Source organism: Hydrogenophaga sp. IBVHS1 (assembly GCF_002127265.1).
Taxonomy (GTDB): Bacteria; Pseudomonadota; Gammaproteobacteria; order Burkholderiales; family Burkholderiaceae_C; genus Hydrogenophaga.
In genome coordinates this window covers 672,686-694,567 of the sequence record NZ_NFUU01000001.1, presented here as the reverse complement: position 1 = coordinate 694,567, position 21,882 = coordinate 672,686, and the positions used below count along the sequence as shown (strand labels likewise).

Here is a 21,882-nt window from a genome sequence, read left to right as displayed (position 1 = left end):
GGGCCTCGGCCCTGCATGGCGGCGCCACCCTGATGGTGGCCCGCCCCCCTTTTCCCCGGAGTACCCCATGAGTGACCGCGTCCTCGGTGCGGTGTGTGTTGTTGCGTCCGCCGCCATGGCCTGGGCCGCGCAGGACTACGCCGCCGCCATCTCCTACGAACCCGTTGGCCCGCGCGCCTTTCCGCTGCTGCTGGCCTGCGGTCTGGGTCTCTGTGGCCTCTGGCTGGTGCTGCGCCCCACCGCTGGTGCAGAGTCCTTCCACGGTGTTCCATGGAAGGCCACCGCCTTGTGTGCAGCCGCCGTACTGGTCTATGCGCTGCTGTTCCAGTGGCTGGGTTTTGCACTGGCCACGGCACTGATGGCCGTGCCGGTGGGCATGGTGTTTGGCGGCAGCTGGAAACAGTCATTCGCCGGTGGCGCCGCGCTGGGCCTGGTGCTGTTCCTGCTGTTCGACAAGCTGCTCGATGTGGTGCTGCCCACCGGCCCGCTGGCTGCGCTGCTGGGAGGTAGCTGACATGGAAGTGCTACAACACCTGATCTTGGGCTTTGGCGTGGCGCTCACCCCGACCAACCTGCTGATTGCCGCGCTGGGCTGCTTCATCGGCACCATCGTCGGCCTGCTGCCCGGCCTGGGTCCCATCAACGGCGTGGCCATTCTGATGCCGCTGGCATTCGCCATGAAGCTGCCGCCGGAGACTTCGTTGATCCTGCTGGCTGCGGTGTACATCGGCTGCGAATACGGCGGGCGCATCTCGTCCATCCTGCTCAATGTGCCGGGCGACGCGGGCGCCATCATGACCGCGCTGGATGGCTACCCGATGGCGCGAAATGGCCAGGGCGGGGTGGCGCTGTCGATCTCGGCCTGGAGCTCCTTCGTGGGTTCGCTGGTGGCCACCATCGGCATCGTGCTGTTCGCACCGCTGCTGGCCAGTTGGGCGCTCTCGTTCGGTCCGGCAGAGTATTTCGCGCTCATGTGTTTTGCCTTCGCCTGCATCGCCGGGCTGATGGGTGACGCGCCGGTTAAAGCCGGTCTGGCTGCGCTCATCGGCCTGTCCATGTCGTGCGTGGGGCTGGATTCCAACTCGGGTGTCTACCGCTTCACTGGCGGTGACGTCCACCTCTCAGACGGCATTCAGTTCGTGGTGGTGGTGATCGGCGTGTTCTCCATCAGCGAGCTGCTGCTCATGCTGCAACAACACCACACCAGCGCCGGCATGGTCACGCAGACCGGTCGCATGCTGTTCAACTGGAGTGAACTCAAAGCCACCTGGTGGGGCACGGTGCGCTCCAGCGTGGTGGGCTTCGGTGTTGGCGTGTTGCCAGGAGCAGGCGCCACCATTGCCAGCGCCATGACTTACTCGATGGAGAAAAGCCTGACCGACAAGGAAGGCACGTTCGGCAAGGGCGATATCCGAGGTGTGGCCGCGCCCGAAGCGGCCAACAATTCGGCCGCCACAGGCTCCTTCGTGCCCATGCTCACGCTGGGTGTGCCTGGCTCCGGCACCACGGCGGTGATGGTCGGCGCGCTTTCGCTCTACAACATCACGCCCGGCCCGGCGTTGTTCACCCAGCAACCGGATCTGGTGTGGGGCCTGATCGCCTCGCTGTTCGTGGCCAACGTGATCTTGCTGGTGCTCAACATCCCGCTGGTAGGCGTGTTCACCAAGGTGCTGAGCGTGCCCAACTGGTTGCTGGTCCCGGGCATTGTGGCCGTGAGCAGCGTGGGCGTGTACGCGGTACACGCCACCACGTTTGACCTGGTCCTGATGACCGGCCTGGGTTTCACGGCCTACCTGCTGCGAAAGCAGGGAATCCCCATGGCGCCGCTGATCCTGGGCTTTGTGCTGGGCGACATGATGGAGCAGAACCTGCGCCGTGCCCTGTCCATCAGCAATGGTGACGCCAGCATCCTGGTGGGCAGCCCCATCGCCATTGGCCTGTGGGCAGCGGCTGGACTGATGCTGTTCGTGCCGATCGGAATGAGAACTTTGGCTGCGCGACGGGATGTAAAGCTCGGAGCAGCCTGATCCTCACTTCCCTGCCGCATCAACATGGTCCGGCCGCGCTGCTTTCGATTTGCATGAAAATCCGCTGAGACCGCAAACTCACATCGCTTGAAATCGCACACTCCCTCCAAGAGGCCTGCCGTGATCCATCATCTCCGTCTAGCCGTCAGCGTCATCGCCCTGGGCTTGCTGGGCGCCTGCGCATCGGCGCCGCCCGTGAACAGCGTGGCCACGGTGGCTGTGCAGGCCACCGTTGCACCGGCTGATCTTGTGGCGGGGCATTCACACGCCGTGCGGATGCGGGCTGCGCTGCAGGCGGCGGGCGTCAGCGCCGAGGTGATCTCGGCCGGGCGGGTCGTGCGGGTGGCGTGCGCCACCATGAGCGACGGCACCTGGGGAGGCCTGGGCGTGCTGCCCGAAGGCGCTCGCGCGGCGAACGACAGCGTGTGGCGCATTCGGGTGCTGGATGTGGGCGACAACGACCGTGAGGCGGTGAACCCTCTCACCACGCCCGTGCCGGCGCTGAACTGGTCGGGCAAGTCGGCTTACACCTTCGTGCCGAACTGGCGGGAGCTGGGTCGTCGTTCCAACCTGGACCCGGTGCCGCTACCGAGCGATCAGGAGGACAGGTACCACGTGGTCTTCAGCCGCTACCTGGTGCGCTGCTCCGGCTAGTCTCACTTTTCATCACCGCTGGGTATGGCGGCGGGCCTGTTTGCGCAGATCGGATTGCTTGCGCATCTTTTCTCGCTGCTGGTTCCTGCGCCAGGCGCACAAGCAGCGGGACTGGCGACGGGCCTTGCAACCACTTGTGCGATGAACGGGCGCATGGTTGTGGCGAGTGTGCTGCCCACTGACGCCAACTACCGCATCGTCGCGGCATTGGCCTACGGCGTTCAACTGTCGGGTTCGATGATGTTGCTGCTGACCAGCGAACAGCACATCGCATGGGTCCTGCTCAGCGTGGCGCTGTTCGGCTCAGGCATCGGCAATGCGACCTCGCTGCCGCCGGTCATCGCGCTTGCGAAGTTTGCCAAAGAATACGTGCCGCGTGTGGTAGCGCTGATCGTGGCGCTGGGACAAGCTGCCTCTGTATTCGCGCCGGCTGCATTCGGGCTCATGGTGAGTGCATCGACCCATGACGAATTTCACGTGGCCGCAAGAAGGCCCGCTGCATACATTGGCATGCACTGTCTGCACGCCCCGTGCGACGTGACGGGAAGAGCAGCTTCCTGCTCAACCTGATCGAACGCTGCAACCAACTCCTTTTTTTCAGCCTCCCATGAAACCTGTCCTCAAGCACATCTTCCTGCTCAAGCGCGAGTACGCGCAGCTGCCTTTCTTCGACTTCCTGCGCGACGAGGGCATCCCGGCTCGCGACCGGCTCGCCTTTTTCCCCTGCATGGCGTCCTTCATCATGAGTTTCGGCGACCTCAATCGCCTGGTGCTGCGCGAGGAGCCAACCGAGGACCCCTACCTCAAGATGATCAACGCCCACACCTACGAGGATGATCACCACTGGCCCTGGTACCTCGAGGACTATGCCAAGCTGGGCCACGACGGGACGCGGCAAGCGCCCGGGGAAACGCTGCGCTTTCTCTACAGCGATGCGACGATCCAGAACCGGCTGCTGGCGCATCGCCTGGCCCACCTGATCTGGGGCGCCGAGCCGGTGGTCCGCCTGGCCATCATCGAGGCGATCGAGGAAACCGGGAACGTGCTGTTCGAGCTCACCTCGCGCATTGCCACGCAGTACCAGAAGGAGACTGGCGTCGAGCTGCGCTATTGCGGCGAGTTCCATTTCAACCTGGAGTCAGGCCACGCAATGAACAACGATCACGCCGAACTGGCACTCATCGCCCTGGATGACGCGCAGCGGCGCGACGCGCTGGAGCGAGTAGACAAGGTGTACGCCTGGTTCACCGCGTGGACGCACGAGCTCCTGGCGTTTGCGCGGGCGGCGAAACCGCAAGCCGAAGTCGCCTGAACTGGAGGGGAGCAGACAGACCGCTGGCCCGCATCTCCATACCGCACCACCTGTGGGCGTACAAGGCTCGGTCGCGGGCAGGTACCACGTGGTCTTCAGCCGCTCCGTGGTGCGCTGCTCCGGCTAGTCTTATTTCTCTGGCACGCCCCTGCCCCGCCGCCGGCGCGCCGCCAGCGGCGACTCGGCCGCCGCGTAAGCCCCCAGGCCCGCCGCGCGATCCAGCGGCGCAACGGTTTGCAGGGTGGTGCCGCCCGGAGGCTGCAGCTCAGGTGGAAAGAAGGCGAGCTTTTGCGCACGCGCCAGCTTGTCGGTGCGCGACGGGTCGAGGTCGCGCTCGTTCACGCCGCCGGGTGGCTTCACGGCGATGCCGTCCACGATCTCCAGATCGAACCACCAGCGTTTGACCGCGTTGCGCTGGCCGCCGCCGGTGGCGTCGTCGTGCTCGATGAGCTGGCGGCGCGAGGAAGGCACTTCAATGGACAACCACAGCAGCCGCTCGGATTCGACCAGGTCTTCGCGGTTGTAGGGGCAGGTTTTCATGCAGCGGCCGCAGGCGGAACCCTTCATGTTCGTCAGCCGGTACTTTCCGCATTTCTCCACGTCGGGTTTCCAGATCTCGTAGCCGTTGAACATCACCTTGGGGCCGAACGGGATGGCATTGCAAGGGCACTCGCGCGCGCACTTCATGCACAGGTTGCACATGGCCTGCAGGCCGAAGTCGATCGGCTTGTCCACCACCAGCGGCAGGTCGGTCGTGATCAATACAGACTTGGAACGCGGGCCAATAAATGGGTTGAGGATCAACTCGCCGATGCGGGAGAGTTCACCCAGGCCAGCCATCAACACGGCGGGCAGGTGCAGCAGCTCGGAATGGGCGTTGGAGTGCGCGCGCGCTGAATACCCCATGCGCCGCACATGGGCGGCCATCACGCCCGCCATGGTGGCGCCGCGCAGGTAGGCGCGCATCGATTGCGCGCCCGAGATCCAGTCATCCCCGGAGGCGCCTTCCATGGTCTCGAAGCCCTGGTCCATCAGCATCACCACGGCGTACCGGTGGTAGGGCCCGATCGGGCGCCCTTCCACTTCGTCGTGGGAGTAGTACATCCACGGCTCGGCTTTGCAGATGCCCACCAGATCAGCGCCCAGCACATGGGCCAGGGCCTTGATGGCGTCTGCGTTGCGCTGCGGGTCCGACAGATCACCGCCCAGGCCGGTGGGCTGCAGCGGTTCGCGCGTGCCCTGCAGGGGCACCAGTGCGCGGATCAATGGCGTCATGGCAAAGGCCAGCGGGTGCTTCACGGCAAAGCGGGTGCGCTCGATCCGGGCCTTTTCGCCCAGGTCGCCGGCCAGCGCGCGGGTGAACAGATCGGCGCGCTTGGGCACGCGGCGAATCTCGTCGCGCAGCAGCAACGTGGTGGGCTCGTCCACCCGGCGGATGCGCTCCATCTCGTAGCGGCCCATGTGCACCGGCCGCCGCGCGAGTTCATCGTCCTCAAAGCCAGGCCGCGTGCCGAGGGCGCCCATGTAGGTGTCGGAGTCCGGCCAGGCCAGGGACGCATCCGGTGCGATGGGCTGGTCCACCGCCACGGCATAGTCGGAGGTGACCACACCCACGCGAAAGCCGCGTTTGGAAAACGGCATGGCCAGCACGCCATCAACCGCTTTGGCCACGCCAGCGCGCTGGGCCAGTGCAGCCAGATCGAGATCGGTATGGCCGGCCACGTGCCCGCGCGCCGACCAGCCCAGCGCGCGGATGTAGCCCGCCATCACCGCCGCCACCTCGGCGCAACGCAGGTCAGTGCGTTCGGCGTGGGTGCCCACGATCCATTCGGCGCCCGGCTCGCCAGGCTTCGGCTCGCGGCTGAACTCCACCAGGAACACGAACGCATGGCTGTGCGGTGAAGAGGTTGGTTGCAACCAGTCCTGCGGATGGATTTCACAGACACCGGCGAGCGTGCATTCCAGAAAGTACGCAGACGCCTTGAGGTTGCGCGCACGGGTTTCCAGGTCATCCGGCACCGGCGCGCGCGCAGGCGCAACCGGCCCATCCAGGTGAGCCTGAAACAGCGCTCTGTATTCAGGCAGCGCGCCCAGCACCGAGTCGGCGCCGGGCGGCATCGCGTCATCTGGTTGACGCACGCCCGCTGCGGGCTCCACCGCAGCACGCGGCAGCAGCTCGGTGGGCAACACGCCGAGATCGAAGTGGCGATCTCGGTTGGAGAAGAGACGGGGCATGAAGCCTCCTTCTGGGGGGAGGTCGCAATATATCAAGCGCCCCGCGTCTGGCGACCGAACTCATCCGACTGGCATCGGTGCCAACGGCTAGAGATCCTCACGCGCAGTCTGCAAAGCCTTCGGCGTGGACAACGCCCACCAAGGCCTGTCAGCCGCAGCCTGCGATGTCATCTGCAGCACACTCGCGCCACCCAGTTGCCGCGCATCCAGCGCCAGGTGCGACTGGTCGTAGTAGCCGGCGTCGATCGACTCCTGCGCGAGCGAAGCGTCATCCTGCGTGACCACGGCTGTGAGCGCTCGATGAAAGCGCTCCAGCCGCTCGAAGTGTTTGGGTGAGATGCCCAGCACGCTCCGGCAGCGCCGTTCCAGCTGGCGGGGGCCAATGCCCAGCGCCACGCCAGCCTGCGCGCCCAGGCGTCCCAACGCTTCACACAGTTGCTCGGCCTGCTGCCACTGTTCAGCGGAAACGCTGTGCATGGCGCGGCTGAAGCTTGCCGTCAGCGCGTGCAGGCAGGCCCACTCGTTGTCCAGCGGGCCGAGTTCCTCCGCCAGCCGCGCTGCTTCAGCTTCGCCCACCACGCTGCTCCAAGGCAAGGCGGTGTTGGTGGCGGCGCCGCACACTGGGTGAAGCAGACAGGCCGCCGCAGCGGGCCGCACGATCAGGCCCAGTGCCGTGATGCCGCCCGCGTGGGCGTACGCCGTGGGCTCGGTGGTGAGGGTGTGAAAGGAGGCGGCCTGCGCAATGGACCACCGCGCATCGGGTTCGGTGCGCGTCAGGTGCATCGTCAGCATGGCGCGTGGCATGGCCGGGAAACGCGACTCGTGCTGGTCAGCGCCCATGCGAATGATCACCGCGCCATCGAGCCATTGCGACAGCGGATGAGGGACGGCGAAGACCTGCAGCATCGCGACATCTTACGAACGCCCGCGCGTCACGCCAAGCGGCAGGCGCCCGGTGTGACGCCATAGCGCTGCTTGAAGCGCCGGTAGAAGGTGGACACCTCGCCGAAGCCGGCGGTGAAGCCGATGCTGGCGGTGTCCAGGTGTTGGGCATGCGGGTCGCGCAGCAAGGCATGTGCGTGGTGCAGGCGGGTGCGGGTGAGGAACTGCTGGAAGCTGCAGTCCGACAGCGTGAACAGCGCATGCAGGGAACGCACCGAGAGGCCGAAGGCAGCAGCCACGGTGGCGGGCGTCAACTCGGCGTCGGCAGCGTGTTGCTCCACATGGCGCTGCACTTGCAGCAGCAGCGCCCGCCGCTGCCTGCCCCGCCAGCTTTCAGCGCACCGCACCAGCGCCCCGCCCCAACCGCCACCACAGGTAGCCCGGCAGCGCAAAAGACAGACCCACCAGAAACGTGAGGGGAATCGCCCACCACCGCAACCCACCCGCCGCGCGGTCCATGCCCACGCCGACGCTGAACGCGATGGCGGCCAGGTACACGTCGAACGTGATGGCGGTGGCAAGCGGATTGGCGAAGGCGTGCTGGAAGAACACGCCAGGCAGCACGCTCCCGCCATGGGCAAAGTACTGCAGGTTGTAGAACCAGGGGAGCAGGAGGCCAACGACGGCAATGGCTGCAAGCAGATGTCTGGGTTTCATGCCAGCGAAGTTAGCTGAGCGGATGGCCGGCGTATAGGAAAAACGCGTCATCGCGGACCGCCGCTTGCACGTGGTGCGCTGGCGAAGGCAATGCCGATCGCCACCAGCAAGGATGTCGATGCGGTTACCCAGCCCAGCTCCTCACCCAGCAGGCGCGCCGCACCCACAGCCGTCATGGGCGGCACCAGCGCCGCAGACAATGAGGCTCGAGCCGCGCCGAGGCGCGCTATGGCCACCGAGTACGTCACCAAACCCAGAACGCCGGCGATCACTCCCTGCCAAAGTACTTGCAGCAACACATCGTGGAGGGGCGCTGTGAACAACAAAGGCGCACCCCACACCGCGAGTGGGACAACGAGGAACAAAGCCGACCCGGTGTTGACGAGCGCCGCGCCCTGCAGTGCATTCAGACCGCTGCGGCGAAACGCCACCGTGTAAATCGCCCACAGCGCAGCAGCCACCATGAACAGCAAATCACCCCGCCAGCTTCCCGCCACGCCAGCGCGCAGGCTGGACGCTCCCAGCGAAAACACGCCTATCGCCACCAAAGTCAGCCCCAGCCACTGCAAGCCCTGCACACGCTCATCGAGCACGAACCGGCACACCAAGGCGGTGAACAAGGGCATCGTGCCGGCCATGAACACGCCGACATGCGCGGCGGGAGCAAACTGCGCACCTGCCAGGACGAGCAAACCGAATGGCAATCCCCCACAAGCGACGAGCAGGGCCACCGCTCTCCAGGTCAGGTTTGCTGGCCATGGGGTTCGAAACAGAATCGGACCGAGCAGACACGCTGGGATGGCGTAGCGCAGCACCGCCAGTTCCATGGGGCCAAGCGTGGTGGTGACGCCGTGCCGGGAAGCGATCTGCCAGCCAGCACCGATCACGGCGGCAGCAAAGGCGGCGAACAGGCCCAGGAGATATCTGCAATTCATCGCCGGGAGTCTGCGACGAGACAACCCCGGCGAATATCAAAATCCTGCTCAGTTAGCGGGCGTTCCTGAAAGCTTGGCGCGCCTGGGCAGGCGTCAGTCCCACTTCCGTTCGAAACGCATGGCCAAAATGACTCTGGTGACAAAACCCCAGATCGTGAGCGAGTCCGGCAAGATCATTCTCGCCCGCCTCAAGCCGGTCCAATGCCACGCAAAGACGCAAACGCTGTCGGTATTCGTGCAGGCTCACTCCAACGTGTCGTCGGAACGAACGCGCCAAGTGGGAAGGAGAAACATGGACCGCATCGCAGACATCCTGAACCGTCACACGGTCGCCTCGCTCACGCATCAGGAGGCTTCGCGCGCGCGATACGTGCCCAACGCACGCACGACTCGGATGCAAAAGGACCGCGGACCTGAATGCGGAGTCGACTATGCCAACGGTTTGCGCTGCCAGGGTTCTACCCGCTTCGAGATTGAGCCAGTGGAGCCTCAGGTGAAACAAAGCGGAAGGGGGCAACAGCCAAGCTTGCGGTTCGGTGGGCACCTTCACGCAGTGTCTGGCGGTTGCACTCACCACCACACCGGCTCGGCCATTCGATCCTTGCTCTGGCTTGATCTGATAGGGAATCGCTTCTGCAAGGCCAAAGGCAGTCAGGCCGTCGATCAGCACTTCGCTATCGCCGCTGCGGAGTTGCGCAGCTCCACTTCCCGGCAAGACCACCCTGCGGGTTGGCGTGCGATACAGGGGGCTCCATTGGGGCGCCGCTTCATGCCAACGCACACGTTCCACCAGCACGTTCCGACTGGCACCAATGACAACTCGATCTTGCGGCATGAACAAATTCTAGGCCGCAAGTTCGATGTGTCGCTAAACCATCGGCGGGTCCGTCTCCCGCTCGAAGTGGCGGTGCTTGGCCATCGCGTCGATGAACGCGTCCACATCCGTGCCCTGCACGATGCCGGGATCGGCCTCACCCGATGGCAAGGTGGGCGCCACGCCCGCCGCCTGCAACAGCGCGTCGGAAGCCGGCATCACCAGAATAGCTTTGCAGTGGCGGTGCTGATCGCGGATGAACTCCAGCGTGTGGCCGTCCTTCGCCAGCGCGTCGGCCACGCCATCGCCATCGGGCAGCACCAGTGCATCGAACAGGAAGCCGGGCTCGTTTTCCAGCGAGGCATCGGCGTCGATCGCCACCCCGTCCGATGTCTTGACGGGACCGATGCGCGGACCCACGAAGCGCGGCACCGCGCCTTCGGCGAACAGCGCGGCGTGCACGTTCATCGCGCTCTGGCCATTTGCGCCGTCGGCCACAAGCAGCGCAACCTTGCGCCCCTTGATGGAGCCATCGCCAGGCCGGGCCAGCAGCGACAAGGTGGGCGATCGGGTGACTTCGGGCATGGTGGGGTTCTCCAGCGCACGCGGCATGGCGTCGGGCAACACCGCCATGCCCAGCCCCTGGGCCACCTGCTGGGCGAGTGCTTCAGAGGCATTGCGCAGCGAGGCCACCATGCGTTCTCGAATGGCGGGCACCGTGACCTTGGACAGCTCGAAGCGGAACGCAGCCGCAATGTGGGCCTGCTCCACCGGGCTCTGGCTTTCAAAGAACAGCGTGGCCTGGGTGTAGTGGTCGGCAAACTTCTCGGGTTTGGCGCGCACCTTGCCCTGCTCTTCCTTGGCCTGAATGCGCGCGGGCACGGACACAAAGCCCTGTTGCGCGCCAGCCTGGAAGGGACAGCCACCGCCCAGGGAGTTGGGTTCGTAGCTCACACGACCACGCGGAATGGCCTGGCGGTGCATGCCATCGCGCTGGTTGTTGTGCACCGGGGCCAGCGGTGAATTGATCGGAATCTCGTGGAAGTTAGGCCCACCCAGGCGGGTGATCTGCGTGTCGACATACGAGTGAATCCGACCGGCCAGCAGGGGGTCGTTGGAGAAATCGAGCCCGGGCACGATGTGCGCGGTGCAGAAAGCGACCTGCTCGGTTTCTGCAAAGAAGTTGTCGGGGTTGCGGTTCAGCACCATGCGCCCCACCGGCCGCACCGGCACCAGCTCTTCCGGGATCAGCTTGGTGGCGTCGAGAATGTCAAAGCTGAACTGGTCTGCCTGCTCTTCGGTGAACACCTGCAGGCCCAGTTCCCATTCGGGGTAGGCACCGGCTTCGATGCGTTCCCACAAGTCGCGGCGGTGGTAGTCCGGGTCGGCGCCGGAGATCTTCACGGCCTCGTCCCACACCAGCGAATGCGTGCCGTACACCGGGTTCCAGTGGAACTTCACAAACACCGATTCGCCTTCGGCATTGACCATGCGGAAGGTGTGCACGCCAAAGCCCTGCATGGTGGCATAGCTGCGCGGAATGCCCCGGTCGGACATGGCCCACATCAGCATGTGGGTGGACTCGGGCATGAGCGAAACAAAATCCCAGAAGGTGTCGTGCGCGCTGCCGGCCTGCGGCATGCCGTTGTGCGGCTCGGGTTTGACGGCGTGCACCAGGTCCGGGAATTTCATGGCGTCCTGAATGAAGAACACCGGCATGTTGTTGCCCACCAGGTCCCAGTTGCCTTCGTCGGTGTAGAACTTCACGGCGAAGCCGCGCACATCGCGCGCGGTGTCTTTCGAGCCGCGTTCGCCCTGCACGGTGGAGAAGCGCACGAACACCGGCGTGATCTTGCCGGCCTCCTTGAACACGGAGGCCCTGGTGATGTCGGTCAGCGGCTCGTAACACTCGAAGAAGCCATGCGCTGCCGAGCCACGCGCGTGCACGATGCGCTCTGGAATGCGCTCGTGGTCGAAGTGCGTGAGTTTCTCGCGCAGGATGAAATCTTCCAGCAATACGGGGCCGCGCACCCCGTACTTCAGTGAATTCTGGTTGTCTGCAATCGGCACACCCTGGTTGGTGGTGAGCCTCTGGCCCGATGAATCCACCCGCACGCGGTCTAGCGCCTCGATGGTCCAGTTCACGCCTTCGGCGGCCTGGGTGCCGGTTTTGGCAGACACGTTTTCTTCCGACAGCGTGCTGCCGGTGGGCAGGCGCGATGCCGGCTCCACCGTGGCCCCGGGCTGGGGGTGCAGTCCGTTGTCGAACCCGTGTTCACCCGCCTTGCCGGCGTTGAAGGGCATGCCGGCCACCATGTCGTGGGTCTGCACCGCCTGTTGCGAGGCGGTGTCGTCGGCGGCCTTCACCTGGGAAGGCGCGCTGTCGGTGTTGCGGGCGGCAGCGGGTGAATCGCTGCGCGTGGGGTTCTTTGATTTGGCCATGGTGAGTTTTCCGATGCGAAGAAAAGTGCTCCCAACCACCTGCATTCAGGCGGCTGGCATCGTTACCGCGCTGGTCACGCGGTCGGACGCCACCCTCTTCGGCAATGCGCGTGCCCGATCGGGCGGGTGGCAGGACCATCAACGAAGGGGCTTGCACCCAGCGATGGCGGAATCTGCGGCAAGAATGACTGAAAGTGGTTGCGCGACCTCGCCTTCCCGAGGCACAGGGGCTGGAGCAGCAGGCACGCCGATTGCCGGGAAGGTGGCCTGCTCCCCAGGAAGAAAGGTGCCCATGACCGCCAACCCTGTGGCCTACCTACCCACCGCCCGGTCCAGCCACGCCCATCTGCTCGCTCTCAAAGACGCGCTGCGGCCTCTGGCCGACCCTGTGGAAATCCAGGGCACCGCCAGCCAGATGCTGTGCAAAGTCCTCCACGCCAACCGCGTGGCCTATTTCGAACTGCGTGGGGACGAGTACGTGATCGAGCGCGACGAGGTGAATGGCGTGGTTTCCATCGCCGGGCGTTACCCCGTGTCTTCCTTCGGGCAGCGGCTGCTGGACCACTACCGCTCTGGCCGGGTGGCGGTCTGCAACGACGTGCAAGCCGACACGGCGCTTTCGCCGGGTGAACGCGCGGCCTATGCGGCCATCGGGGTGGGTGCCTACGTGGGCGTGCCGCTGATCAAGAACGGTGCTTTTGTGGTGGGGCTGGGTGTGCACGTGAAAGGGCCCAGGGCATGGACGGCGTGGGAGACATCGCTGGTGAACGAAACCGCCGAAGTCACCTGGGCGGCCGTGGAGCGTTCGCGGGCAGAGTCCGCCTTGTTGCGGTCGGAGCAGCACTACCGCATGCTGTTCGACTCGATTGACCAGGGGCTGTGCACGATCGAGGTGCTGTTCGACGAACAGGGCAAGCCGAACGACTACCGTTTCCTGCAGACCAACACCGCCTTCGAGCGGCACACCGGCATCGCCGACGCCCATGGCAGACGCGTGCGCGAGGTGGCCCCGGACCATGAAGCGTTCTGGTTCGAGATCTACGGCCAGATTGCACTCACCGGCAAGGCCCGCCGTTTTGAGCACGCAGCGAAAGCGCTCAACCGGTACTACGAGGTGTACGCGTTCCGCGTGGGCGCGCCGGGAGACCACCAGGTGGCCGTGCTGTTCAACGACGTCAGCGAGCGCCGGCGGCGTGAAACCGATCTGGCCTTCCTCTCGGAAGTCAGCAGCGACCTGGTGCAGCTCACCGACACCGACGAAACCATGGCCGTGCTCGGTGCCAAGATCGGCGCCCACATGAAGATTTCGCGCTGCGAGCTGGCCGAAATCAACGATGCGGGAGACGAAGTGACCGTGGGGCACGAGTGGCACCGAAGCGGCATGCCGGGCCATCGGGGCGTTTACCGCATTGCCGATTACCTTTCGCAGAACGTGGTGAGCGCTCTGGGGCGGGGCGAAGTGCTGGTGGTGACCGATACGGCGAACGACCCGCGCGTGGATGCGCAACGCCTGGCGGCCCACCACACCGCCGCCTTCATCGCCGTGCCCATGGTGCGGGAAGGTCGATGGCGATTCCTGCTGGCAGTAAAACAAGCCGAACCGCGCGACTGGCGCGAGGACGAGGTGGCTCTCATGCAGGAAATCACCAGCCGGGTGTGGACCCGCCTGGAGCAGGCCCGTGCCGAAACCGCGCTGAAGGTCTCTGACGCTCGGCAGAAGGCGCTATTCAGCCAGATGCTGGGTGGCGTGGCAGAGACCGATCTGCATGGCAGGTTCCTGAGCGTCAACCGGCGCTACAGCGAAATTCTGGGTTACTCGCAGGCCGAACTGCTGGGCATGCGCATGCAGGACGTGCTGTATCCCGAAGACCGGCCAGTGAACCTGGCACGTCGCGCGCGGCTCATTCACCACGGCGAGCCGTTCGAGATCGAGAAGCGGCATGTGCGCAAGGACGGTTCGGTTATCTGGGTGCACAACAGCGTGTCCCGTCTCTGCGACAGCGCGGGCAAGCCCAGAAGCATCATCTCGGTTTCGCTGGACATCACGGCCCGCAAGCAGCAGGAGGCTGAGGTACAGCGAGGCGCGGAGCTGCTCGACTACCTCATCCACCATTCGCCCAGCGGCTTCTACATCGTCGATGCGGACTTTCGCATCTCGCACATCAACGCGGAAACGCAGACGCGCGCGTTCCGCAATGTCAATCCCGCCATCGGCGTGTCGCTGGACGCGGCCATGCGCGTGCTCTGGCCCGAACCTCTGGCTGCGGAACTCATTGCCATCTTCCGCCACACGCTGGAGACAGGTGAACCCTATGTGTCGGACGGTCTGGTGAGCGACCGCGCCGACCTTGGCGAGGTGGAAACCTACAACTGGCAATTGCTGCGCATCACCATGCCCGATGGCCGGTATGCCGTGGCCTGCTTCTACTACGACACCACCCAGCTGCGCCGCGCCGAACAGGAGCTGCGCGAAGCCGATCAACGCAAGGACGAGTTCCTGGCCACGCTGGCGCACGAGCTGCGCAACCCGCTGGCGCCCATTCGCAACAGCCTGCACATCCTGCGCATGGCCAACGGCGGTGGTGCGGGGGCCGATCGTGTGCACGACATGCTGGACCGACAGGTGAAGCACATGGTGCGGCTCGTGGACGATCTGATGGAGGTTTCCCGCATCACGCGCGGCAAGTTCGAACTGCGCACGGAATCGGTCCAGCTTGCCGACGTGGTTCACAACGCGGTGGAGACCAGCAAGCCGCTGCTTGAAGCGGCGTCACAGCAGCTGGTCCTTTCGCTGCCCGACCAGCCGTTGACGCTCGAGGCCGATGGCATGCGGCTGGCCCAGGTGCTGGCCAACCTGTTGAACAACGCCTCCAAATACACCGAAGAAGGTGGCTGCATCTGGCTCGGTGCACAGCGCGAAGGCGCCGAGGTGGTGGTGTCGGTGCGGGACAACGGCGCCGGCATTCCGCCGGAAATGTTGCCGCGGGTGTTCGACTTGTTCACGCAGGCAGACCGCACCTACCACCGTGCTCAGGGCGGGCTGGGGATTGGCCTGACGCTGGTGCGCAACATCGTGACCATGCATGGCGGCAGCGTGGAGGCGCGCAGCGAAGGGCTCGGCCACGGCAGTGAATTCCGCGTGCGCCTGCCGCTGGCCACAGCGGCAGGCGCCCAGCTGGATGTGGTCAGTCAGCCCGAGACACAGGCGCCCCGCTTGCGCCGCATCCTGGTGGTGGACGACAACCGCGACAGTGCAGACAGCCTGGAAATGGTGCTGCAATTTCTGGGTGCAGATGTGCAAACGGTGTACGACGGCCAGTCGGCGCTGGAGGCGATGGACACCTACCGCCCCTGCGCGATGTTCCTGGACATCGGCATGCCGGAGATGGATGGCTACGAGGTGGCCCGGCGGGTGCGGCAAAGCCCGCAAGGCCGCGACATGACGCTGATTGCGCTGACGGGCTGGGGCCAGAAGGAAGACCTGCGGCGATCGCACGAGGCGGGCTTTGACCGCCACCTCGTGAAGCCCGCCGACGTGGACGACCTGCGCGCCGTGCTCGCCACCCTGAGCTGAGGCCCCGCGGGATCCGAAGCAGTGCACCAGGCACATGCTTTGCCAAGGTAAACGGCGTTCGTCAAAACCGGCGTATGCACCGACCACCTCATTCATCCCACGTCAAAGGAATTCCCATGGCCACCACCCGCTCCGCCCCCGATGCATGCACCCTGCTCGATGCCGACCACAAAGCGGTCAAGAAGATGTTCAAGGACTACGACGACCTCGCGTCCTCCAGCGCGAAGTCTGCCAACCAGAAAAAGCGGGACCTGGCGCGAGAGATCTGCCAGGAGCTGACGGTGCACGCCACCATCGAAGAAGAGATCTTTTATCCGGCCCTGCGCGCCGCCCTCAAGGAGACCGACCTGCTGGCGGAGGCAGAAGTCGAACACGCTGGCGCCAAGGACCTCATCGCCCAGATCGAAGCCACGGAAGAAGTCGACGAGATGTTCGACGCCAAGGTGAAGGTGCTGGGCGAGTACATCGACCACCACGTCAAGGAAGAGCGCAATGAGATCTTTCCCAAGGCACGCGCGGCCCGCGGCCTGGACCTGGTGACCATGCGGCAAGACCTGCTGGCGCGGAAAGAAGCGCTCATGGGCATGGAACCGGCCTGATTCCGCCCGCAGCGCCGCCCGCTGCGGGGGTTCGGGAACGCCAATTGCCCCTGAAGGCTTCCTGTTGCGAAAGGAAGCCTTCATGGACAACCATCACCACCATCCGCCACCCGACCAGGCCCTGGCCGAGCGGCCGACCGAGTATTCCGACCCGGAGCTGAAGGAGTACACCGACGAGCAGGCGGAAGACCTTCTGGAAACCGTCATCCACTACATGCCCATCGTGTTGCCGCTTGCGGGCGCGCTGCAGATCTTCATGCTCGCGTTCATCGCGGTGTACCTGGCATAGGGTCTGGTTTTTCTGGGGCCTGAGGGCCCGCTTTGAGCAACGGTCATACTCCGGCATCCCTGGTCCGGAGCACACCGTTTCATGCCCCTCTTCGCCGTCACGGTCTTCCTGTCAGCGTTCCTGCTGTTCCAGATTCAGCCCATCGTTGCGAAGATGATCCTGCCGTGGTTCGGCGGGTCTTCCTCGGTGTGGACGCTGTGCATGGTGTTCTTCCAGGTGGAACTGCTCGTGGGCTACGCCTATGTGCACCTGGTTCATGAAAAGCTCAGCGCACGCCGCCAGCCCTGGGTGCACGGCGCGCTGCTGCTGCTGAGCCTGGCCACCCTGCCGGTGGTGGCCGACCCCTCCTGGAAGCTGGACGCGCAGGCCTACCCCACCTGGAGCGTGCTGGGCGTGCTGGCCACCACGGTGGGTGTGCCCTACCTGCTGCTCTCCACCACCGGCCCGCTGATGCAGGCCTGGTATGCGCGCAGTTTCGTGGCGCAGGGCGTGCAGCCCTACCGGCTCTATGCACTGTCCAACCTGGCGTCGATGCTGGCGCTGCTGTCTTACCCCGTGCTGGTGGAGCCGGCCATGGCGGTGAAGCCGCAGGCCTGGGTGTGGTCGGTGGGTTACGCCCTGTTCGTGGTCGCCTGCGTGGCCACGGCGGGCTTCACGCTGCGGCGGCAAGGTGGCACCCATTCGAGCGCCCACGCGGCCCCGCTGCAAGAAGCACCCCACCCCGGCTGGCGCGAATGCCTGATGTGGGTGGGCCTGGCGGCCACGGCTTCCATGCTGCTGCTGGCCATCACGCGGCACCTCACGCAGGACGTGGCGCCCGTGCCCTTTCTCTGGGTGCTGCCGCTGGCGCTGTACCTGCTGAGCTTCATTTTGTGTTTCGACGCACCGCGCTACTACGTGCGCCCGCTGTTTCTTGGCGCGCTGCCGCTGGCCTTCCTGGCGCTGGATTTCGCGATGAACGAGGGCTTGAGCGCGCCCGTGCTGGTGGGTCTGCTGAGCGCAGCGGTGTTTGTGTTCTGCATGGTGTGCCATGGCGAGCTGGTGCGGCGCCGGCCACCGGTGCGCCACCTCACGCTCTTCTACCTCATGCTCTCGGTGGGTGGCGCACTGGGCGGCCTGTTCGTCGGGCTGGTGGCGCCGGTGGCATTCAACGCCTACTTCGAACTGCCACTGGGCCTGTTCCTGTGTGCGCTGCTGATGGTGCTGGTGCTCTGGCCCGAGCTGCGCGGCAGGCGGCACGCTCGCTGGCTGCGCGGTGCCTTGCTGGTCGCGCTGCTGCTGTATGGCGTTCGGCTGACCAGCATTTCGCTGGACTACGTGCAGGGTTACACCGAAGTGGTGCGCAACTTCTACAGCCAGACCCGCATCGAGGACAGCGTGGACGAAGACGGCCTGGGACCGGTGCGCAGCATGGTGCACGGCAGCATCACCCACGGCGAGCAGTACCTGAGCCACCCCCGGCACGCCACCGCCTACTACTGCGAACGCACCGGCATCGGCCGCGCCCTGCAAAGCCTGCCGACCGATCGGCCACGCCAGATCGGGGTGGTGGGCCTGGGCGCAGGCACGCTCGCGGTGTACGGGCGCGCGGGCGACGAGATGCGCATGTATGAGATCAACGACCAGGTGCTGGACCTGGCGCGCAAGCACTTCAGCTACCTGGCCGACAGCGCGGCCACCATCGTGCCGGTGCTGGGCGACGGGCGCCTGATGCTGGAACGCGAATCGCCGCAAGCCTTCGACCTGCTGGCCATGGACGCTTTCTCCGGCGACTCCATTCCCACCCACCTGCTCACGCTGGAAGCCTTCGAGGCCTACCAGCGGCACATGTTGCCCGACGGGCTGCTGGCGGTGCACATCACCAACACCTACCTGGACCTGCGCCCGGTCATGGCATCGGCCGCACAGCACCTCGGCAAGGTGGCCGTGCTGCTGGAACTAAGCGCGGGCCACGGCGACCCGTTCTGCCGCCGATCTTCGTGGGTGGTGTTTGTGAGCCCCGCGCAGGCCGCCGCGCTGCCGGCGGCGATGCAAGGCGCCAAAGTGCTGGTGCCGACACCGGGCTTCCGGCCCTGGACGGACACGTTCTCGAACCTGTTCGACATCCTGATCTGAATCCGCAGCACGGTCTTGAACCGGGCATCGCGGTCAGTGGACATCTGCGTGATCAGGGTCCACGGGTCGCCTTCCAGGCGCTGCCACCGTTCACCCTGCCCTGCATGTCACGGCCCATCACCTCGCCGGCGTAGCGCAGTCCATCCACGGTGAACTGGATCTGGGTGCCTGTCATGCGCGCATCGCGCAAGGGAAACGCCTGGCCGCGCTGGCGCAGCGTGCCCTTGAGCATCTGAAACGTCTGCTCCAGCACCAGTTCCTGTCCATTGCCCAGTTGCCAGGTGCCCGCCACCTGAGCGGGCACGGTCCATTGGTAGGCCTCGCAATAGGTGCGGCAACCTTCCACCACCCGCTGCACCTGGTCGGGCACCCAGTCTTCCAGGTTGAAAGAATTGGAGACGATGCGCGTGCCAGGCTTCATGGCCAGCAGCGTGGGCCGCAGGCGCATGTTCAGCTCGGGCAGCAGGAACATGGTGACCACGGTGGCGCGGGAAAAGTCCGACTCGAAGATGTCGGCCTTCTGAAAAGTGGCGCGCGTGCTCACGCCCTCGGCTTGTGCGGCCCGCCTGGACAGCGCCACCAGATCGGCGTTGTATTCGATGCCGTGTGCGATGGCGCCACGCTTCGCGGCCGTGATGACGAGGCGGCCATCACCGGAACCCAGATCGACCAAGTAGTCTTGCGGGGTGAGCTTCGCCATTTCCAGCATGCGGTCGACCAGCACCTCAGAGGTGGGAATCCACATCACGTCCTTGCCGGCCTGGCCCTCGGCAGGCTGGTAGGTGGGCGCGGGGGTTTGCGCTGGGGCGTGAACGCACAACGCCGAGGCCGCCACAAAGATCGCAGCGGCCAGCAAGGAGGGGCGAAGTTTCATCATGGTGGGTCTCCGGTTGAGTGCAGCAGGCGCTCAGTCGAGCGGCCAGGGCAGCTGGCGCTGCAAGGCGGGTACTTCCGATGCTGGCGGTGCTTCGGCACCGCCGCCGAGCCCGCGCCACCACGGCACCACGGCCTGGAGGTGCGCCGGTTCCACGGCTTCACCCAGGCGGGGCATGAGCAACGAGGCGCCGTGGGAAGGCGCCAGCTTCAGCAGCGTCTCCACCGGTTCGTCCCACTCGTGCATGGCCAGGCTGAAGGTGCCCCAGTGCACCGGCAGAAAGGCCCCTCCGCCGAGCAGCGCGTGCGCCTTCAGGGCATTCACGGGGCCCAGGTGAATGTCGCCCCACGCGGGGTGGAAAGCGCCCACTTCGAGCATCACCAGATCGAACGGGCCGAGCCGTTCGCGGATGGCGGCGTACTCGGTCGTGAGGCCGGTGTCGCCGCTGAAGAATACGCGGTGCCGCTCGGACTGCACCACCATGGAAGACCACAGCGTGGCGTTGCGGTCCTTGAAGCCGCGACCCGAAAAATGCTGAGAAGGCGCGGCGGTGATGGTCAGGCCCGTGCCCGGCACGCGGTGGCTTTCCCACCAGTCGAGCTCGGTGATGCGCTCGGCCGCCACGCCCCAGGCCTGCAGGTGCGCGCCCACACCGAGCGAAGTGACGAAGGGCACGCTGCTGTGCCGCGAGAGTGCGCGGATGGTGGGGTAGTCCAGGTGGTCGTAATGGTCGTGCGAGATCAACACCACGTCCACCTCGGGCATCTGCTTCAGGCGCAACGGCACGGGCTGGAAACGTTTGGGCCCGAGCAGGCGAAACGGCGAAGCGCGCGTGCCCCACACCGGGTCCGTCAGAACACGGTGACCATCGATCTCGATCAGCACGGTGGAGTGGCCAAGCCAGGTGGCGCGCAAGCCGCTCTGCACGGGCCGACTCCAGGCCTCGCGGGGATCGATCGAAGGCAATGGCCCGGTCGGCGCGCGCCGCCCGCCGGAACTGAGGAATTCCTTCAGCGTGGGCCGGGGCACCGTGCTGTCTCGCAAACCCGGCAACACCGGATGCTGATTGCGAAAGCCTTCACCGGTCCACAAAGCCGAAACCCGCATGCGCTCCAGCCGCTCGCCCTGGGCGCGTTTGCCGAAGGAGTTCACAGCGGGTTCTCCTCGCGTCCGGGCAGGGAGAGCCGCGCGGTGGCCGGTGCCATTTCCGACAGCAAGCGCCCCTTGCGCCACACCTTGAGTCGCGTGGCGCGCAGGCGAATGGCTTCGATCGGATCGCGCGCCTGCAGCAGCACGAAGCTGGCGTCCTTGCCCGCTTCCATGCCGTAGCTGGCCAGGCCCATCACCTTTGCGGCGTTCACCGTCACCGCGTCGAAGCACTGGCGCATGCCGGCCTGGCTCGTCATCTGCGCCACGTGCAGGCCCATGTGCGCTACTTCCAGCATGTCGCCACTGCCCAACGAATACCACGGGTCCATCACGCAGTCGTGACCGAAAGCCACCGTGACACCGGCGGCCATGAGCTCAGGCACACGCGTCATGCCACGCCGTTTCGGATAGGTGTCGTGTCGGCCCTGCAGCGTGATGTTGATGAGCGGGTTCGCCACCGCGCTCACGCCCGACTCGGCAATCAGCGGGATCAGCTTGCTCACGTAGTAGTTGTCCATGCTGTGCATGGAGGTGAGGTGCGAGCCGTTCACGCGGCCTTGCAGGCCCAGGCGCTGCGTCTCGCAGGCCAGGGTCTCGATGTGGCGCGAGAGGGGATCGTCGCTTTCGTCGCAGTGCATGTCCACCGGCAGGCCGCGCTCGGCGGCGAGTTCGCACAGCAGCTTCACGCTGGCCGCGCCGTCGCTCATGGTGCGCTCGAAGTGCGGAATGCCGCCCACCACGTCCACGCCCAGGTCGAGCGCTCGCTTGAGGTTGTCGAGCCCGCCCGGGCTGCGCAGCACGCCGTCCTGCGGGAATGCCACGAGCTGAACGTCCAGATACGGTGCCATGCGCTTCTTTGCTTCCAGCATGGCGCGCACCGGCAGCAGGCTCGGGTCGCTGGTGTCCACATGGCTGCGAATGGCCAGCAAACCCTTGGCCACCGCCCAGTCGCCGTAGGCCAGCGCGCGCTCCACCAGCGCTTCTTCGGTCAGCAAGGGTTTGAGCTCGCCCCACAGCGCGATGCCTTCGAGCAGCGTGCCGCTCTGGTTGACGCGCGGCAGGCCGTAGCTGAGCGTGGCGTCCATGTGAAAGTGCGGGTCGCAGAACGGCGGCGTGAGCAGCTGACCGCCAGCGTCCAGCGTGTCGTGCGCGGTTGCATTCAGCCCGGCGCTCACCTCCACGATGCGCCCGTCCTGCACGGCCACGGCCATGTCGGTTCGGCCGTCGGGCAGGGTGGCGTGGGTGATCAGCAGGTCGAGCATGG

General features: G+C 65.6%; 19 protein-coding genes. 9 read left to right on the top strand and 10 right to left on the bottom strand.

Going from position 1 to position 21,882, the window contains the following annotated elements:
* Nucleotides 1–67: 67 nt before the first annotated feature.
* The 5 genes from CAP37_RS03455 to CAP37_RS03435 all read left to right on the top strand — a co-directional run bounded on the left by CAP37_RS03455 (nt 68) and on the right by CAP37_RS03435 (nt 3,993).
* Nucleotides 68–514, top strand: coding sequence for a tripartite tricarboxylate transporter TctB family protein (locus CAP37_RS03455; RefSeq protein ID WP_086122886.1), 447 nt, complete (start codon nt 68–70; stop codon nt 512–514).
* A 1-nt stretch (nt 515) separates the two neighbouring features.
* Nucleotides 516–2,027, top strand: coding sequence for a tripartite tricarboxylate transporter permease (locus tag CAP37_RS03450; protein ID WP_086122885.1), 1,512 nt, complete (start codon nt 516–518; stop codon nt 2,025–2,027).
* Between the two features lie 120 nt (nt 2,028–2,147).
* The gene (locus CAP37_RS03445; protein ID WP_086122884.1) at nt 2,148–2,681 is read left to right on the top strand and encodes a hypothetical protein; all 534 of its coding nucleotides are present in this window, start codon (nt 2,148–2,150) and stop codon (nt 2,679–2,681) included.
* A gap of 24 nt (nt 2,682–2,705) precedes the next feature.
* Entirely contained in the window at nt 2,706–3,251 is a 546-nt protein-coding gene (locus CAP37_RS03440) for an MFS transporter (protein WP_143435868.1), read from the top strand.
* 37 nt (nt 3,252–3,288) lie between these two features.
* Complete coding sequence (locus tag CAP37_RS03435) at nt 3,289–3,993, top strand: hypothetical protein (RefSeq protein ID WP_086122882.1); 705 nt, start codon at nt 3,289–3,291, stop codon at nt 3,991–3,993.
* Between the two features lie 129 nt (nt 3,994–4,122).
* On the opposite strand, the gene CAP37_RS03430 is transcribed toward CAP37_RS03435, so the two are convergent.
* The 7 genes from CAP37_RS03430 to CAP37_RS03400 form a co-directional block, all read right to left on the bottom strand.
* Nucleotides 4,123–6,228 carry a reductive dehalogenase domain-containing protein gene (locus CAP37_RS03430; RefSeq protein ID WP_086122881.1) on the bottom strand — a complete coding sequence of 702 codons (2,106 nt, stop codon included), beginning with the start codon at nt 6,226–6,228 and terminating at the stop codon, nt 4,123–4,125.
* Nucleotides 6,229–6,315: 87 nt separating this feature from the next.
* On the bottom strand, nt 6,316–7,134 hold the full coding sequence (locus CAP37_RS03425; RefSeq protein ID WP_086122880.1) for a helix-turn-helix domain-containing protein: 819 nt from the start codon (nt 7,132–7,134) through the stop codon (nt 6,316–6,318).
* Between the two features lie 26 nt (nt 7,135–7,160).
* A complete protein-coding gene (locus CAP37_RS21650) occupies nt 7,161–7,451 on the bottom strand; it encodes a helix-turn-helix transcriptional regulator (RefSeq protein ID WP_179190119.1) in 291 nt (96 codons plus the stop codon).
* Between the two features lie 52 nt (nt 7,452–7,503).
* Nucleotides 7,504–7,827, bottom strand: coding sequence for a DUF2834 domain-containing protein (locus tag CAP37_RS03415; RefSeq protein WP_086122878.1), 324 nt, complete (start codon nt 7,825–7,827; stop codon nt 7,504–7,506).
* Between the two features lie 47 nt (nt 7,828–7,874).
* Nucleotides 7,875–8,762, bottom strand: coding sequence for a DMT family transporter (locus CAP37_RS03410; RefSeq protein ID WP_086122877.1), 888 nt, complete (start codon nt 8,760–8,762; stop codon nt 7,875–7,877).
* Nucleotides 8,763–8,814: 52 nt separating this feature from the next.
* Entirely contained in the window at nt 8,815–9,108 is a 294-nt protein-coding gene (locus tag CAP37_RS22160) for a helix-turn-helix transcriptional regulator (protein ID WP_373271086.1), read from the bottom strand.
* A gap of 522 nt (nt 9,109–9,630) precedes the next feature.
* Entirely contained in the window at nt 9,631–12,018 is a 2,388-nt protein-coding gene (locus CAP37_RS03400; RefSeq protein WP_086122875.1) for a catalase, read from the bottom strand.
* Nucleotides 12,019–12,310: 292 nt separating this feature from the next.
* Here CAP37_RS03400 and CAP37_RS03395 point away from each other — a divergent pair, with 292 nt between their 5' ends.
* From CAP37_RS03395 to CAP37_RS03380, 4 genes are all read left to right on the top strand, one after another.
* Nucleotides 12,311–15,592 (top strand): PAS domain S-box protein, encoded by a 3,282-nt coding sequence (locus CAP37_RS03395; protein ID WP_179190118.1) that lies wholly within the window; start codon nt 12,311–12,313, stop codon nt 15,590–15,592.
* A gap of 116 nt (nt 15,593–15,708) precedes the next feature.
* Nucleotides 15,709–16,191 (top strand): hemerythrin domain-containing protein, encoded by a 483-nt coding sequence (locus CAP37_RS03390; RefSeq protein ID WP_086122873.1) that lies wholly within the window; start codon nt 15,709–15,711, stop codon nt 16,189–16,191.
* A gap of 82 nt (nt 16,192–16,273) precedes the next feature.
* Complete coding sequence (locus tag CAP37_RS03385; RefSeq protein WP_086122872.1) at nt 16,274–16,480, top strand: hypothetical protein; 207 nt, start codon at nt 16,274–16,276, stop codon at nt 16,478–16,480.
* An 81-nt stretch (nt 16,481–16,561) separates the two neighbouring features.
* Complete coding sequence (locus CAP37_RS03380) at nt 16,562–18,595, top strand: fused MFS/spermidine synthase (protein WP_086122871.1); 2,034 nt, start codon at nt 16,562–16,564, stop codon at nt 18,593–18,595.
* Between the two features lie 52 nt (nt 18,596–18,647).
* On the opposite strand, the gene CAP37_RS03375 is transcribed toward CAP37_RS03380, so the two are convergent.
* The 3 genes from CAP37_RS03375 to CAP37_RS03365 are packed head-to-tail and all read right to left on the bottom strand — an operon-like array spanning nt 18,648 to nt 21,880.
* Nucleotides 18,648–19,472 (bottom strand): cyclopropane-fatty-acyl-phospholipid synthase family protein, encoded by an 825-nt coding sequence (locus CAP37_RS03375; protein WP_086122870.1) that lies wholly within the window; start codon nt 19,470–19,472, stop codon nt 18,648–18,650.
* Nucleotides 19,473–19,502: 30 nt separating this feature from the next.
* Nucleotides 19,503–20,621, bottom strand: a complete 1,119-nt coding sequence (locus CAP37_RS03370) for an MBL fold metallo-hydrolase (RefSeq protein WP_086122869.1) — start codon at nt 20,619–20,621, stop codon at nt 19,503–19,505.
* Nucleotides 20,618–21,880 carry an amidohydrolase family protein gene (locus tag CAP37_RS03365; RefSeq protein ID WP_086122868.1) on the bottom strand — a complete coding sequence of 421 codons (1,263 nt, stop codon included), beginning with the start codon at nt 21,878–21,880 and terminating at the stop codon, nt 20,618–20,620. The genes CAP37_RS03370 and CAP37_RS03365 overlap by 4 nt, the downstream gene beginning before the upstream one ends.
* Nucleotides 21,881–21,882: the final 2 nt, after the last annotated feature.